Annotated in this window: 4 protein-coding genes; 1 reads left to right on the forward strand and 3 read right to left on the reverse strand. The window is 72.5% G+C overall.

Annotated features, from left to right (window positions below; translation table 11 throughout):
- Window positions 1-41: 41 nt before the first annotated feature.
- On the forward strand, window positions 42-680 hold the full coding sequence (locus tag ADX84_RS18995; protein ID WP_049576873.1) for a pyridoxamine 5'-phosphate oxidase family protein: 639 nt from the start codon (window positions 42-44) through the stop codon (window positions 678-680).
- Between the two features lie 35 nt (window positions 681-715).
- On the opposite strand, the gene hrpA is transcribed toward ADX84_RS18995, so the two are convergent.
- The 3 genes from hrpA to ADX84_RS19010 form a co-directional block, all read right to left on the reverse strand.
- Window positions 716-4,681 (reverse strand): ATP-dependent RNA helicase HrpA, encoded by a 3,966-nt coding sequence (gene hrpA / locus ADX84_RS19000; RefSeq protein WP_049576877.1) that lies wholly within the window; start codon window positions 4,679-4,681, stop codon window positions 716-718.
- Window positions 4,682-4,905: 224 nt separating this feature from the next.
- Complete coding sequence (locus ADX84_RS19005) at window positions 4,906-12,012, reverse strand: type I polyketide synthase (RefSeq protein WP_049576882.1); 7,107 nt, start codon at window positions 12,010-12,012, stop codon at window positions 4,906-4,908.
- A gap of 103 nt (window positions 12,013-12,115) precedes the next feature.
- Window positions 12,116-16,921 (reverse strand): SDR family NAD(P)-dependent oxidoreductase, encoded by a 4,806-nt coding sequence (locus tag ADX84_RS19010; RefSeq protein ID WP_369801112.1) that lies wholly within the window; start codon window positions 16,919-16,921, stop codon window positions 12,116-12,118.
- Between the last annotated feature and the right edge of the window lie 5 nt (window positions 16,922-16,926).

Genomic DNA, 16,926 nt, shown 5'->3' on the forward strand with positions numbered 1-16,926 from the left:
CACCCCCTCCCCTCCTCTCACCCCGTCGAAAGCCTTCGTTCATGAGTCAAAGCCACCAGAACCGTACGCCCGGGACCGAGGGAGAACGCCACGTGCAGGCGGTCATGGGCACCGCCGAGCGGGCCGACCGCTTCTACAGTGACCAGATGCTGGACCACCTGAACCCGGTCATGAAGGACTTCATCGCCCGGCAGGAGATGCTGTTCGTCGCCACGGCGGACGCCCGGGGCGAGTGCGACTCCAGCTTCCGGGCCGGTCCGCCCGGGTTCGTGCACGTCATCGACGACCGGACCCTGGTCTACCCGGAGTACCGGGGCAACGGCGTGTTCGCCAGCGCGGGCAACATCCTGGAGAACCCGCACATCGGGCTGATGTTCCTCGACTTCGAGCGGGACCGGATCGGCCTGCACGTGAACGGCCGGGTGAAGATCATGGAGGACGAGACCCTGCGCCCGCACGTCCCGGGCCTGCCCCTGCCCCAGATGCCGGGCCAGCGAGCGCAGATGTGGATGATGGTGCAGGTCGAGGAGGCCTACATCCACTGCCGCAAGCACATCCCCCACCTGCGCCGGGTCGGCGCCGAGGAGTCCTGGGGCACCGACGACGCGCTGCGCAAGGGCGGGGACTACTTCGGCGCCAAGGCGGGAAGGCAGACCCCCGCCGGGACCGGCCCCTGGTAGGGGCCGCCTCCCGGGAGGGGGAGCCCGTCCCCTTGCTAGGGCCGCCTGCCCGCGTCCTTGACGGCCTCGATCGCCTTCATGATGCGTTTGTCCGAGACCGGGTAGGCGGTGCGCAGTTCCTGGGCGAAGAGGCTGACCCTGTACTCCTCCAGCATCCAGCGCAGCTCCACCACGTCCGGGTCGTCGGCCCGACCGGCGGGGAGCGCCCCCCGGACCTTGGCGACCGCCTGACGCATCTGCTCGACCTTGGACATGTTGACCTGGTCGCGGCGCGGGTTCTCCGGGAGCTTGCCCAGCCGGTACTCGATGCCGCGCAGGTAGCGGTGCACGTCGTCCAGGCGGGCCAGCCCCGTGCGGGTGACGAACCCGTCGCCGACGAGGTCGCCCAGCTGCCCCTGGACGTCGTTGAGGGACGGCAGGACCGCCAGGGACGTGGTGCCCTTCACCTTCTTGCTGACCTTGCGCCAGAGCACGAGAATGCGGGCGGTCCTGCCCAGGATCTCGGCGAGGGTGTCACCGAGATCGGCACGCACGCGGTCGGCGAGCCGGGCGAAGTCGTCGGCGTTCCACACCGGCCCGCCCTCACGGGTGAGCAGGTGGTCGACGGCGGCGGCCTCGGCGTCCTCCAGCATCTTGCGGATCGACCCGTGCGGGTTGTCCGCCAGGGCGAGCTTGTCCGGGTTGTTCAGGCCCTTGCTCACCGCCGACGCCGGGGACGGGACGGTGAGCATGAGCAGGCGCCGGGTGCCCGCGCGCATGGCGGCGCGCTGCTCGGGCCGGGTGTCGAAGATGCGCACGGCCACGCTCTCGCCCTCGTCGACCAGGGCGGGGTAGCCCTTGACCTTCGGGCCCAGGGCCTTGCGCTCCAGGGTCTGCTCCAGCGGACCGAAGTCCCAGGAGGTGATCCCCTTCCTCTCCACACCCTTGGCCTCGGTGGCGATCGCCTCGCGCAGGCGGGGCTTGAGCTTGGCGCGCAGCTGTTCGAGGTCCTTGGACTCGGCCAGGGTGCGTTTGCGGTCGTCCACGGCCCTGAAGGTGATGCGCAGGTGGTCGGGCACCCGGTCCAGCTGGAAGTCCTCCGGGCGGATCCGCTCGCCGTGGGCCATCACGGTGAGTTCGGCGGCCAGCGCCTCGGTGAGGGAACCCTCGTAGGGGGTGAGACCTCCTCTGGCGCGGGCCGCGTTGTCGGGCACGGGGACGAAGTTGCGGCGCAGCGGCTTGGGCAGCGATCGGATCATCGCCGTGATGAGTTCGTCGCGCAGGCCGGGGATCTGCCAGTCGAAGCCGGTGTTCTCGACCTGGTTGAGGAACTTCACTGGGACGTGCGCGGTGACGCCGTCGGAGTCGCTGCCCGGCTCGAACTGGTAGGTGAGCGGGAAGACGAACGCGCCCTGGCGCCACACGTCCGGGTAGTCGTCCTCGCTGACCCCGTCCACACCGTCGTTGATCAGCTCCTCACGGGTGAAGTCGAGCAGCGCGGGCTCGGTGCGTCGGGCCTTCTTCCACCAGGAGTCGAAGTGGGCGGCGGAGACGGCGCTGTCCACTACCCGGCGGTCGTAGAAGTCGAAGAGCGTGTCGTCGTCCACCACGATGTCGCGGCGGCGGGCGCGGTGCTCGAGGTCCTCGACCTCGTCCAGGAGCCTGCGGTTGTCGTGGAAGAACTGGTGCCGGGTCTCCCAGTCACCCTCGACCAAGGCACGGCGGATGAACAGCTCCCGGGAGAGTTGCGGGTCGATGCTTCCGTAGGACACCTTGCGCTGGACGACGATGGGCACCCCGTAGAGGGTGACGCGCTCGTAGGCCATGACGGCGCCGCGCTTGCGCTCCCAGTGCGGTTCGCTGTAGCCGCGCTTGACGATGTCGGCGCCGAGCTCCTCGGCCCACTCCGGCTCGATCCGGGCGACCATGCGTCCCCAGAGCTTGGAGGTCTCCACGAGTTCGCCGACCATCACGAAGCGGGGCTGCTTCTTGAACAGCGCGGAGCCGGGGAAGATCGCGAACCGCGCCCCCCGGCCGCCCAGGTACTCGTGCTTGTCGGGGTCCTTGAGGCCGACGTGCGAGAGCAGCCCGGCCAGCAGGGACATGTGCACGGAGCGCGGGTCGGCGGCCTCCTCGCGCAGCGGCGGGACCTCGATGTCCATCGTGCGCAGGACCTGCTTGAGCTGGCCGTGGATGTCCTGCCACTCGCGTACCCGCAGGTAGTTGAGGAACTCCTCGCGGCACATCCGGCGGAACTGGTTGCCGGACAGCTCCTGCTGCTTGTCGCGCAGGTGGTTCCACAGGTTGAGGAAGGCCAGGAAGTCCGATTCCTTGTCGGTGAACCGGGCGTGGGCCTGCTGGGCCTGCTGCTGTTTCTCGGTGGGGCGTTCGCGCGGGTCCTGGATGGACAGGGCCGAGGTGATGACCATGACCTCGGCCAGGCAGTCGCGCTTCTCGGCCTCCAGGACCATACGGCCCAGGCGGGGGTCGATGGGCAGCTGGGCGAGGCGGCGGCCGACCGGGGTCAGGCGGCGCTGCCGGTTCGTCTCGCCCGCGTTCTCGGGCTGGAGGGCGCCGAGCTCGGACAGCAGGTTGACGCCGTCCTTGATCTGCCGGTGGTCGGGGCCGTCCACGAACGGGAAGGCGGCGACGTCGCCCAGGCCCAGGGCGGCCATCTGGAGGATGACCGAGGCGAGATTGGTGCGCAGGATCTCCGGGTCGGTGTACTCCGGGCGGGAGAGGAAGTCCTCCTCGGAGTACAGGCGGATGCAGATGCCCTCGGACACACGGCCGCAGCGGCCCTTGCGCTGGTTGGCGGAGGCCTGGGAGACGGCCTCGATCGGCAGGCGCTGCACCTTGGTCCGGTGGGAGTACCGGGAGATACGCGCGGTGCCGGGGTCGATCACGTACTTGATGCCGGGGACCGTGAGCGAGGTCTCGGCGACATTGGTGGCAAGGACGACGCGGCGGCCGCCGTGCCGGGACCACACGCGCTTCTGTTCGGCCACGGACAGGCGCGCGTAGAGGGGCAGGACCTCCAGGCCCCGGATCTTCTTCTTCTCGAGGGCCTCGGCGGTGTCGCGGATCTCCCGCTCCCCGCTGAGGAAGACCAGGACGTCCCCGGCCTCCTCGCGGGAGAGTTCGTCGACGGCCTCCAGGATGGCCTGGGTCTGGTCCTTGTCGGTGCCCGGCCCGGGGTTCTTCTCCTCGGGGTCGAGGATGTCCTCGGAGATGGGCCGGTAGCGGACCTCGACCGGGTAGGTGCGTCCGGAGACCTCGACGATGGGGGCGTCGTCGAAGTGGCGGGAGAACCGTTCGGGGTCGATGGTCGCGGAGGTGATGACGACCTTCAGGTCCGGCCGCTTGGGCAGGAGCTGTTTGAGGTAGCCGAGCAGGAAGTCGATGTTGAGGCTGCGCTCGTGCGCCTCGTCGATGATGAGCGTGTCGTACTGGCGCAGCATGCGGTCGTGCTGGATCTCCGCGAGCAGGATGCCGTCGGTCATCAGTTTGACGAGCGTGCTGTCGTTGGAGGAGTCGGTGAACCGGACCTTGTAGCCGACCGTCTCGCCCAGGGGTGTGCCGATCTCGTCGGCGATGCGCTCGGCGACGGTGCGCGCGGCCAGGCGGCGGGGCTGAGTGTGGCCCACGGTGCCCATGACTCCGCGCCCCAGCTCCAGACAGATCTTGGGCAGCTGGGTGGTCTTTCCGGAACCGGTCTCTCCGGCGACGATGACGACCTGGTTGTCCCGGATGGCCTCGGCGATGTCCTCGCGCCGGGCGCTGACCGGCAGGTCCTCGGGGTAGTTGAGCTCGGGGACGGCCTCGCGGCGCAGGCCCACGCGTAGTTCGGCGCGGTCGATGTCGCCCGCGATCTGGGTGGTCACGGAGGCACGTCGGCGCTCGTCACGGATTCTGGCCAGACCGTCGATACGGCGACGCAGACGGTGCCGGTCGGCGGGCATGAGATCGCGCAACCGGGAACGGAGCTGGTCCGTGGCGGGCGCGGGCGTGGTGGTGCTCATCAGTACCCAAGGTTAGGAGGGCTGGCAACCGGTTTTCCCGGCGGGCACGGTTCTTGACGGTACGGGCCCGTGCCGGAGTGAACCTCTCGGGCGCGCCCTTGGCCCAACGCCCGGAATGTCGGAGTTGTTCCGGGGGTTCGCGCGGTCACGCGCCACCGGTCCGCGCCACCGCCATGGGGCGGGCGGGCACCAGCCGGTGCCCGCCCTCACTCACTCCGTCCGGATCACCCGGCGCCGTCCTCGGAGACGACCCGGTCCACGGCCTCGGCGGTACGCGGCGCCCACTCCTCCATCATGGTGAAGTGGTCACCCGGGACCTCGGTCCGCTCGTGTTCGGTGGGCCACTCCCAGGACAGGCCGAGCTTGTCACCGGCCGCTGTGACCACCGCCTCGGTCGGTCGCACCTGCACCGTCGACCCGCGCCAGTCGGAGGGGCGCCACGAGGCGAACAGGTCGAGGTAGGCGCCCATCGCGGTCAGTCGCGGGGTGTCCAGGAGCTCGAACTCGCTGGCCCGGTCGGTGACGAACTCCGTCACCATCGGCAGGAGTTCGTCGTCCCCGGGCACGACCGTGTCGAGCAGGACCGCCTTCACCGGAGGCGTCCCCCGGCGAGCCAGTTCCTCGGCCACGGCGTGCGCCGTCCAACCACCGGAGGAGCGTCCGACCAGGACGAACGGGCGTCCGTCCGCCGCGGCGAGCGCCTGGTCGGCCTGGGATCGCACGAAGGTCCCCAGGTCGGCGGGGAGCTCCTCGCCCTCCAGGTAGCCCGGTGCCGAGAGCACGTGGACCCGGCGGCGCCCCTGCCAACGGCTGGCGAACCGCGCGAACTCGTGCGGACCGGAGGTCATCACCAGCGAGGGGTGGCAGATGAGGACGGGTTCCTCGGGACCGGACGCCAGGGTTGTGGCGGCGGACGGTGAGGCGCCGGTGAAGACCGCGCGCGTGCGTGAGGCCGCCAGGGCCAGGTCGAGGGCCTCCTTCGGGCGCTGCGCGACACAGGCGTCCAGGAACAGTCCGACCAGGCTGTCGCCGTGGCCGCGGCCCCGGGCCTGATCGCCGCGATTCCCCGGAGCGGATCCACCGGTCGTCTGGCTGGCCTGGCCCAGCTCACGGTCCAGGTGGCGCGCCAGCGCCTCGGGGGTGCTGTGCTGGAACACGAGGGTGGCGGGCAGCCGCAGACCGGTGAGCGACTGGAGGTGGTTGCGCAGTTCCACGGCGGTCAGGGAGTCGAACCCGGACTCGGGGAACTCCTGACGGGCGCCGTACTCCGCGTAGCCCAGGATGTCCGCGGCCCGTTCCCTGGCCAGTCGGGTGATCAGCTCCCGGCGCTCGGCTCCGGGCGGGACCGACACCAATGAGGGCGCCTGCGCCTCCGCCCGGTCGGGGGCTCGCACCAGTCCACGCAACAGTGACGGAACCGTTCCGTGGGTGATCGCGCGGGTGCGGAGCCCGGCCAGGTCGAGCGGTGAGGGCACCAGGTGCGCCCGGTCCGTGGCGAGGGCGGCGTCCAGGAGGGCGCGTCCCTCGTGTTCGTCGATGCCCTGGACCCCCCAGGTCCGGGACATCCGGTTGGCGCTGACCTCGTTCATCTGCGCGGCCTCCCGGGACTCCGTCAGCCAGCGCCCCCAGGACAGGGACTGGGCGGTGAGTCCACGCTCCCTGCGGTACACCGCCAGAGCGTCCAGGTACGCGTTGGCGGCCGAGTACGCCGCCTGCCCGGCGTTGCCGAACACCGACGCCGCCGAGGAGAACAGGACGAAGGCGTCCAGGTCGAGGTGGGCGGTCAGACAGTGCAGGTTCCAGGCACCGACGGCCTTGGGGGCCAGGACCCGGGCGACGTTGTCGGCGGTCAGGCCGGTGAAGGTGGCGTCGTCGAGGACCGCCGCCGAGTGCACCACGGCGGTGACGGGAACTTCGGCCAGGAGTTCCGCCAGCTGGTCGGCGTCGGCGACGTCGCAGGCCTCGACCCGGACCCGGGCTCCAAGGGAGGTGAGCTCGGTGACGAGGTCTTCGCTGCCCGGGGCCTCGGGACCTCGGCGGCTGACCAGGAGGAGGTCGTCCACTCCGTACCGGACCACCAGGTGTCGGGCGATCAGGGAGCCGAGCTGACCGCTCGCCCCGGTGATCAGCACCCTTCCACCGGGGCGGAAGCGGGTGGCGAGCTCCAGAACCGCCTTGCCGACGTTGTGACCGCGCTGCATGACCTGCAACGCCTCTGACGCCGCCTCGATCGGGTACCGATGGAGCGGCCCCCGGGGCAGGGTTCCGTCCCTGAGCAGCGGCACCAGCGCGTCGAAGGCCCGCTGGATGCGTTCGGGCCCCGATTCCAGGACGTTGAAGGCCCGGTAGGTCACGCCGTCGGGGACGCCGTCCGCGCCGAGGAGCTCGTTGCGTCCCAGTTCCACAAACCGTCCGCCGGATCCGAGCAGCCGAAGGGAGGCGGGGATGGCCTCCCCCGTGAGGGAGTTGAGAACCACGTCCACGGTGCCGGCGGCTCCGCGGAAGCGCTGTTCGAAGTCGAGTTCGCGTGAGTGCGCGATCTCCTCCTCCGCCAGCCCCGAGGAGCGGAGCAGGTCCCACTTGCCGGGGCTCGCCGTGGCCAGGACCCGGGCTCCCAGGTGCCGGGCCAGCCCGAGTGCCGCCTGGCCCACTCCTCCGGCCGCGGAGTGGACGAGCACGGTCTCGCCCGCGCGCAGACCGGCCTCCTCCACGAGCGCGAGGTAGGCCGTCAGGTACACGGCGGGGACGGCGGCCGCCTCCGCGTGGTCCCAGTCGTCGGGAACGGCGGCCAGGTACCGGTGGTCAGCGACCGCGACCGGGCCGAAGGCTCCAGGGAACAGCCCCATCACGCGGTCGCCCGGTCGCAGGCCCCCGGCGTCGCGCCCCGCCTCCAGCACCACACCGGAGCCCTCGTTGCCGATGTCGCCCGGCTCGGGGTACATGCCCACGGCCATCAGGGCGTCCCGGAAGTTCAGTCCGGCCGCGCGGACGGCCACACGGACCTCGTGCGGCGCCAGCGGGCGTTCGGGAACGGGAACGTGGGTGAGCCCGTCGACGATGCCCGAACCGTCGGTGTCCAGACGCCACCCGGGGCTGCGGGCGGGCGGGCGGGTACCGGTCTCGTCCTCGCTACGGCTGCGGGCCAGGCGCGGAGCGTGGAGCCGCCCGTCCCGGGCGGCGAGTCGGGGTTCGCCCGTCCGCAACGCGGCGGAGACCAGATCGGTGTCGGCCTGGTCGGCGTCCAAGAGCAGGAAACGGCCGGGGTTCTCGGTCTCGGCTGAGGCGATGAGCCCCCACAGTGCGGCGCCGGAGGGATCCGAGGGCAGGTCGGTGTCGCCGGGCAGGCGCACCGCGCCCCGGGTGAGGACGACGAACCTCGTGGCGGCGTAGCGGTCGTCCTCCACCCAGCGGCGCAGGGGGTCGACGGCACCGGTCAACCGTTCGAGGGCTTGTTCGGGGTCGGCACTGGCGTGGTGCCCGGAGCCGAGCACGACCACGGCGGGAGCCTCCGTCCCCTCCTCGGGGCGACGGTCGATCGCCAACGGCGTGCCGGTCGTCGCCGCCCAGGACCCGGGGCTCGGGGCCACGGTCCCGTCGGCGGCGGTGACCTCCTCCCACTCCTGGTGGAAGAGCGCGTCCCGGTCCGGTCGGACGGCCCCCGCGGCTTCGCGCACGGTGAGGGAGTCGACGCTCAGGACGGGTGTGCCGAGGTGGTCGCTCACCAGCACCTCGTAGGTGTCGTCACCGGTCCGGGTGAGCTGCACACGTACCCGGTCGGGGGTGAGGTTCCCGTGCCGCCGCACCCCGCTCCATCCGAAGGGCATGAGCAGCCGGGTCTCGTCCGTGCCCGTCTCCCGCAGGAGCAGTGACTGGAGCCCGGCGTCGAGCAGCACCGGGTGCGGTCCGGTCATGGTGGCGGCGTCGGCGGGCAGGGTCTCCGGTCCGGCCTCCGCCCATGTGCGGGAACCGTCGGTCCGCACCTCGCGCAGGCCCCGGAAGAAGGGTCCGTACTGGACGCCCATGGCTTCGAAGAGCGGGTAGGTGTCGGTGACCGCGAGTGCGGTCGCGTCGGCGCCCGGAGGGACGGAGGCCGGGGCGGGAGCCGTGGTCGCGGGGTCCAGGAGGCCCTCGGCGTGTGTGGTCCACGTTCTACCGTCGGCCGCGGACAGGAGCTGGAAGGCGCGGGTGCCGCGCAGGTCGGGCGGCTCGACGACGACCTGGATCGCAAGCCCCGGTCCGTCGGGGTCCAGTTCCAGGGGGTGGCTCAGGGTGAGTTCGGCGATCTCGGGCCGGTCACACAGGCGCCCGACCCGGAGGAGCAGCTCCACGGTGGCGGTGCCGGGCAGCAGCGCCCGCCCCGACAGCGCGTGCTGGGTCAGCCACGGGGTGCGCGCCGTGTCGAGCCGACCGGTGAAGAGGGTCTGCCCGGTGGAACCGATCGGTGTCCAGGCACCGATGAGCGGGTGGTCGGCGGAGCTGAGGCCCACCGAGGAGGGGTCGCCGGTGAGCCGGGGTTCCTCGAGCCAGTACCTCCGTCGTTGGAACGGGTAGGTGGGCAGCTCCACCCTGGTCTCCCCCGCACCGAGGACCGTCCGCCAGTCGACACCGATCCCCTGGCAGTGGGCCTCGGCCAGCGCGGTGAGGAACCTGCCACGGGGCTCCTCGTCTCGTCGAAGGGTGTGGATGAGGGGACTGTCGTCGGCCCCGGCGGCGTCCAGGGTCTGGCGCAGCGGTACCGACAGCACGGGGTGGGCGCCGACCTCGACGAACGCGTGTCCGGTCGGGGCCAGGCGCCTGATCACCGGTTCGAGGACCACGCCGTGGCGCAGGTTCCGGTACCAGTACCCGGCGTCCAGGGTGGTCCCTTCCACGGGCTCGCCCGGCGGAACGTACCCCGGCGTCCAGGTGGTCGAGGGGGCGACGGTGGAGTGGAAGGGCACGGTGCCCGCGCGGGGTCGGAGGTCGGCCAGTGCGGTCAGCATCTCCTCCTCCACCCGGTCCATCAGGAAGCAGTGGGAGGTGTAGTCGACCGGAATGCGGCGGACGAAGGTCCCCTCCTCCTCACGGGCGGCCACGAAGGCGTCGACCGCCTCGATCGAGCCCGCGACCGTGCAGGTCTCGGGCCCGTTGGCCCCCGCGACGGACAGGCGGTCCTCCGTCCCGCCGATCAGGCTCGCGGCCTGGTCGGCGTTGAGCCCGACCACGGCGATGCCGCCCTCTCCGGCGACCCTGGCCAGCGCTCGACTGCGGGCCACGACCACGCGGGCGCCGTCCTCCAGGGTGAGGATTCCGGCCACGCAGGCGGCGGCCACCTCCCCCTGTGACTGGCCGACCACGGCGGAGGGCTCGACTCCGGCCGAGCGCCAGAGGCGCGCCAGGGACACCAGGAACGCCCACAGGACCGGCTGCACGACGTCGGCCCGGACGTTGTCGCCCGTGAACGCCGGAGCGCCGGGCTCCTCGAGCAGGACCGAGGACAGGGACCAGTCGACGAGGGGGGCCAGGGCGCGTTCGCACTCGTCCACGGACGCGGCGAAGACCGGGGAGTCGGTCATGAGGGCACGGGCCATACCCGACCACTGGCTGCCCTGGCCGGGGAACACGAAGACCGGGTCCTCTGTGCGTCCGGACCGCCGGGTCGTGCCGGTGACCGTCGCCTCCGAGTCCCCTCCCTCAGCCAGGGCCCGCAGCCCTTCGGTCAGTTCACCGGTGTCGGAAGCGCCGACGACGACCCCGCGTCGGGCGAACCGGGCACGGGTGGTGGCCAGGGCCCGGGCGACGTCGTCCGGGTGCCGCTCGGTGTCATCGGTGACGTGGGCGGCCAGGCGCTCCGCCTGCGCCCGGAGGGCGGGTTCGTCCCGCGCGGACAGCAACCAGGCGGTCCGCCCCCGGATCAACGGCCCGGTGGCTCCCGGATCCTGCGTCCCCTCGGCGGCGTCGCCTCCTTCGCCCGGGGCGGGCGCCTCCTCCAGGACGATGTGGGCATTGGTTCCGCTGATGCCGAAGGACGACACCCCCGCCCGGCGCACGCGTTCGCCCCGCGGCCAGTCCCGTGCCGCGGTGAGCGGGCGCACTCCACCCGAAGCCCAGTCGACCAGCGGTGTCGGCTCATCGGCGTACAGGGTTGCGGGCAGCCGTCCGCGGTGCAGGGACAGCACCGTCTTGATGATCCCGACGGCCCCCGCCGCCCCCTGGGTGTGGCCGAGGTTCGACTTGACCGATCCCAGCCACAGCGGGTCCTGACCGGGCCTGGGTCCGAAGACGTCCAGCAGGGCGTCGGCCTCAATGGGGTCGCCGAGCCTGGTGGCGGTACCGTGCGCCTCGACCGCGTCGATGTCGTCGGGCACGACCCCGGCGTCGGCGAGAGCGGCCCGGACGACCCGGGTCTGCGCGGGACCGTTGGGTGCGGTCAGTCCGCTTGAGGCGCCGTCCTGGTTGACGGCCCCGCCCCGGATCACGGCCAGGACGGGGTGTCCGTGGCGCTGGGCGTCCGAGAGCCGTTCCAGGACGAGGGCGGCGGCACCCTCGGCGAACCCGGTGCCGTCGGCCCCGGCCCCGAAGGCCCTGCAACGCCCGTCCGGTGAGAGCACTCCCTGTCGTGCGGACTCGGCGAAGAGCGACGGCCCGGACATCACGGTGGCCCCGCCCGCCAGGGCCAGCCCGCACTCGCCCCGGCGCAGGGAGCGCACCGCCAGCAGCACGGAGGTCAGCGAGGAGGAGCAGGCGGTGTCCACGGTCAGGGCCGGGCCGCGCAGCCCCAGGGTGTAGGCGATCCGTCCCGAGACGACGCTCGCCGCGGTGCCGGTCATGAGGTAGCCCTCGGCGCCGTCCGGTACGGGGACGCGGCCCGAGGTCGTGGTCCGGGCGTAGTCCGTGCTGCTGACGCCGGTGAAGACGCCCGTGCTGGTCTCGGCCAGGCTGTGGGGGTCGATCCCCGCGCGTTCGAGGGACTCCCAGGTCACCTCCAGCATGAGCCGCTGCTGGGGGTCCATCGCCTCGGCCTCACGCGGCGAGATGCCGAAGAAGGCGGCGTCGAACCCGGCCGCGTCGTCGAGGAAGCCTCCGCCCGAGGACATGCCCGGGCGGCCACGCATGTCCTCCACGTCCCAGCCCCGGTCACCGGGGAGGTCGCCGATGGCGTCGCTCCCGCTGTCGAGCAGATCCCAGAGCGCCTCGGGGCTGTGCACCCCTCCGGGCAGCCGACACCCCATACCCACCACGGCGATGGGTTCGTTGTCACGCTCCCTGAGTCGCGTGAGCTCGGCTCGGGTGCGCCGAAGGTCCGTCGTGACCCGTTTGAGGTAGTCGAGGACCTGTGCGTCGTCAGTCATGGTGGTGCCTTGCCGATTCGCGTCGCGGCAGTGAGTGCCGGGATGGTCTGGGGTGGTGGGGATGAGTCGTCGACCGGGTGCGACGGCCGTGCGCTGGCCGGGATCAGTCGGTCAGGGTCCTGTCGATGAGTGCGAAGAGCTCCTCCCGCGAGGCCGACTCCAGGTCGGCTCCGCCGGTGTCCCCTCCGGGTCGGCCCGACGCCCCCGGTGCGAGCCGTTCCAGCAGTTCGCGAAGCCGGTCTGCGACCCGGTCGCTGCCGGTCGTCTCGTACTCGTCGAGCGCGGCGGTGAGCCCGTCGAGGCGTTCGAGGACCACCTGTTCCGCGCTGCCGAACATTCGTTCCTCCACGTGGCTGGCGAGCGCGGCGCAGGTCGGGTGGTCGAAGGCGACCGCCGATGGCAGACGCGTCCCCGTGGACGCGGTGAGCCGGTTGCGCAGCTCGACCGCCGTGACCGAGTCCATGCCCAGGTCCTTCAGGCCCCGGTCCGCGGGGACCGCGTCACCGGACTCGTAGCCGAGGACGGCCGCCACGTGGTCGCTCACGTGCTCCATGAGCGCGCGGACGCGGTCGGTGCGGCCCAGTCCGACCAGGCGGCCCCGCAGGTCCGCGCCGTTCGCCTCCCGGACGGCGCGGTCCCGCGTGCCGGGGGTGGCTCCGGTGGCGGTGGCCACGGAGGGCTCCGGCCCGGGATCGAGGTCGGTGATCAGGGGGCTGGGCCGGTTCGCGGTGAGGGCCACCCGGAACCGGGGCCAGTCGATGTCGGCAACGGTGAGCGCGGTCAAGTCGTGGTCGAGGACCCCGCCCAGGCTCTCCAGTGCCAACTCCGGCTTCATGGTGGGAAGCCCGTGTCGGCGCAGGAGCCCGGCGACGGCCTCGCGGCCGGCCATGCCGGCTCCCTCCCAGGCACCCCACGCGATCGAGGTCGCGGGCAGCCCCAGGGACCTGCGGTGGTGGGCGAGGGACTCACAGAAGACGTTGCCGGGCGCGTAGTTGCCCTGACCGGTCACGCCGAAGACGGCTCCCACCGAGGAGAACAGCACGAAGGCGGACAGGTCCAGCCCCTTGGAAAGCTCGTGCAGATGCACGGCTCCGTCCGCCTTGGCGCCCAGGACGCGGGCGATGCCCTGCGGGGAGAGGTCGGCCACGGGAGCGTCGTCCAGATCCGCGGCGGTGTGGAAGACCGCCGTGAGGGGCAGGTGCGCAGGTACTCCACCCAGGACGTCGGCGAGCTGGGAGCGGTCACTGACGTCACAGGCGGTCAGGGTGACCCGCGCACCGGCCGCGCGCAGCTCGGCCGCGAGTTCTCCGGCTCCCGGGGCGTCGGGCCCACGGCGGCTGAGCAGAAGGAGGTGCTCGGCTCCCCTCGCCGCGAGCCAGCGGGCGGTGTGGGCGCCGAGGCCGCCGGTTCCGCCGGTCACCAGTACGGTGCCCGAGGGCCGCCAGTCGCGGGTCCCCTCGCCCTCGACGGCCACTCGCGCGAGCCGTCGGGCGAGCACCTTCGTTCCGTGGATCGCCAGCTGGTCCTCGCCGTGCGCGGTCTCACCGGTCAGAACGGCGGCGAGCGCGGCCCCGCTGCGCGGGTCCTCGCGATCGGTGAGGTCGACCAGTCCGCCCCACCGGTCCGTGTGCTCCTGGGCCGCCACGCGGCCGAACCCCCACACCAGTGCCGCGGCGGGGTCGCTCACGTCCGATCCGCTGTTCACTGCGCCGCTGGTCAGGCACCACAGGGGCGCGTCGACACCCGTGTCGAGCAGGGCCTGGAGGACGAGGACCGCGTCCCGGTGGGCGGGTGCGGTGGAGGGGGGCAGGACCTCGTCGGGGTCCGTGTCCAGGGAGGTGGTCAGCAGGACGCCGGCGATCGGCCCCGCGCCGTCACGGGCGGCGCCGACCAGCGCCGCCACGGCCTCGCGGTCGGCGTCGCGGGGAAGGCCCAGAACACGGTGGCCGTGACCGCGCGCCTCCAGGGCTCCGACGCACTCCTGGAGGGCGGATCCGAGACGGGAGCCGATCAGCAGCCAGGTCCCCCGCTCCCCTGCCCCGGGGGTGACGGTGGACGTCGCGGCCTTCGCCGGGACGGTCATCCACTCCTCGCGGTAGGTCCATCCGTCACTGCGACCCGGAGCCGCCGTGGTCCGGGACGGCACCGATTCGGGACCCGGACGCCAGTAGCGCTGTCGTTGGAAGGCGTACGTGGGCAGGGCGACCCGGGTGGTGTTCCGATCGAACAGCGGAGTCCAGTCGAGGTCGAGCCCGTGGACGTGGGCCTGCCCGAGCGACGTCAGGAACCGGACCGGTCCGCCCTCGTCACGGCGCAGGGTCCCCAACGCCACGGCGTCGCGGGCCTGTGCCTCCTCCAGCGTGTCCTGGATCGCCGGAGTCAGCACCGGATGCGGTCCGACCTCCACGAACACGTCGTGGCCAGCCGCGGCCAGGGCGCGGGTGGCCTCGGCGAACCGCACGGGTTGGCGCAGTCCCTGGAACCAGTACGCCGCGTCCAGCGGCCGCCCGTCCAGGACCCCACCGGTCAGGGTGGAGTAGAAGGGGATCATCGGACGTTCGGGGGTGACGCCCGCGAGTTCCGTCGTGATGCGGTCCGCGAGCGCGTCCACCGCCGACGAGTGGGACGCGTAGTCGACGGCGATCATCCTGGCGCGGAGGTCGGCGGCCTCACACTCCTCGACCACCCGCGCCACCGCGTCGGGTTCACCCGCGACGACCGTGTTCGACGGGCCGTTGACCGCGGCAACGGTGACGCGGCCCGAGAAGGGCGCGAGGCGCTCGCGCACGTCCTGTTCGGAACTGGCGATCGAGGCCATCGCACCGGAACCGGCCAGGTCGAGCACCGCCGCACTGCGCAGGGCCACCACCTTCGCGGCGTCGTCCAGGGTCAGGGCTCCCGCGATGTGCGCGGCGGCGACCTCCCCCTGGGAGTGCCCGACCACGGCGGCCGGAGTGAGGCCGTGGGCCATCCACAGACGCGCCAGTGACACCATGACCGCCCACAGGGCCGGCTGGACCACGTCGACGCGTTCCAGGGAGGGGGCGCCCGTCCGGCCGCGCAACACGTCGGTGAGTTTCCACCCGACATGGGGTTCCAGGGCTCGCTCGCAGGCGGCGATGTGCGCCGCGAAGACATCCGAGGAGTCGAGGAGCTCGACCGCCATGCCCTCCCACTGGCCGCCCTGACCAGGGAAGACCAGCACGGGGCGGCGATCGGGCCGGGCCCGGCCCGTGGCCGTGGTCGCGCCCGGCGTCCCCGTCTCCAGGGAGGACAGCGCCGCCAGGAGTGCCTCGCGGTCACGGCCGACCGCCACCGCCCGGTGTTCCAGCCCCGACCGGGTGGCGACCAGGGACAGCCCGACGTCGGCGGGAGTGAGCCCGGGTCGGTGCTCCACGTGTTCGCGCAACCGCTGCGCCTGCGCGGCGAGCGCCTCGGGGCTCCGGGCGGACAGCGTCCAGGCGGCGGCGCCGGTCACCGACGAGGTGGCCGGACGGGTCTCCTCCGGAACGTCCTGCGCCGGTGTGCCCGACTCGGGCTCGGGGGCCTGCTCCAGGATCAGGTGCGCGTTGGTTCCGCTCATCCCGAAGGAGGACACGGCGGCCCGGCGCGGCCGGTCGGCGTCCGACCACGGTCGCGAGTCGTGGAGCAGCCGGACCCCGCCGTCCCACTCGACGTGGGTACTGGGATCCTTCGCGTGCAGGGTGGGGGGCATGACGCCGCGGCGCAGCGCCTCGACCGTCTTGACCACCCCGGCCACCCCGGCGGCGGCCTGCGGGTGCCCGATGTTGGACTTGAGCGAGCCGAGCCAGAGGGGGCGGTCCTCGACGCGCCCGCGGCCGTAGGCGTCGATCAGCGCCTGGGCCTCGATCGGGTCGCCCAGGGGCGTCCCGGTTCCGTGGGCCTCGACCATGTCGACGTCGGCGGCGTTCAGACCGGCGTCAGCCAGGGCCCGGCCGATCACACGGACCTGGGAGGGGCCGTTGGGCGCCGTGAGTCCGTTCGAGGCGCCGTCCTGGTTGACCGCACCGCCCCGGACCACGGCCAGGACGTCGTGCCCGTGGCGGCGCGCGTCGGACAGGCGCTCCAGGACGACCATCCCCGCGCCCTCGGAGAACGCGGCGCCGTCGGCGTCCCGGGCGAAGGCCTTGCAGCGGCCGTCGGGGGACACTCCCCGCAGTCGGGTGAACTCGGTGAGGGTTCCGGGCCCGGACATGACCGTGGCGCCCCCCGCCAGGGCCAGAGAGCAGTCGCCGTCGCGCAGGGCCCGCACGGCGAGGTGGAGCGCGACGAGCGAGGAGGAGCACGCGGTATCGACGGTCAGTGCGGGGCCGACCAGTCCGAGGCAGTAGGAGATACGGCCCGAGGCGACACTGGCCGAGATCCCGGTCAGGGTGACGCCGTCCGGGTTCACCGCGTGCACCGGCGGCCCGTACTCCTGGTGCGCCAACCCGACGTAGACGCCCGTGTCACTGCCCGCCAGGGAGGTCGGTGGGATGCCCGCGCGTTCGAGTGTCTCCCAGGCCAGTTCCAGCAGGAGCCGCTGCTGGGGTTCCATGGCCTCGGCCTCGCGCGGCGAGATACCGAAGAAGGCCGGGTCGAAGTCGAAGGCGTCGCGGAGGAAGGAACCCCGGTCCATGGCGACGCGCCGCTCGTCGTCCGGTCCGTCGAACAACCCCGAGAGGTCCCACCCCCGGTCCTCCGGGAACGGACCACGCGTCTCATGGCCCTCGGAGACCAGGTCCCACAGCTGCTCGGGGGTGTCCACCCCTCCGGGGAGCCGGCACCCCGTCGCCACGATCGCGATCGGTTCCGGCTCGGATCGGCGGTCCAGCTCGGCGCGAAGACGCGAGTTCTCCTTCATCGCGCTCCGGAGAGCCGTCACCAGACGTTCGTCTTCACTGCTCAACTCAA

The sequence above is a fragment of the Nocardiopsis sp. SBT366 genome, assembly GCF_001083815.1.
GTDB classification, from domain to species: Bacteria; Actinomycetota; Actinomycetes; order Streptosporangiales; family Streptosporangiaceae; genus Nocardiopsis; species Nocardiopsis prasina.

Coding starts and splice junctions, on each gene's coding strand:
- ADX84_RS18995 (WP_049576873.1), top strand. CDS start 42: ATGAGTCAAAGCCACCAGAACCGTACGCCCGGGACCGAGGGAGAACGC.
- hrpA (WP_049576877.1), bottom strand. CDS start 4,681: ATGAGCACCACCACGCCCGCGCCCGCCACGGACCAGCTCCGTTCCCGG.
- ADX84_RS19005 (WP_049576882.1), bottom strand. CDS start 12,012: ATGACTGACGACGCACAGGTCCTCGACTACCTCAAACGGGTCACGACG.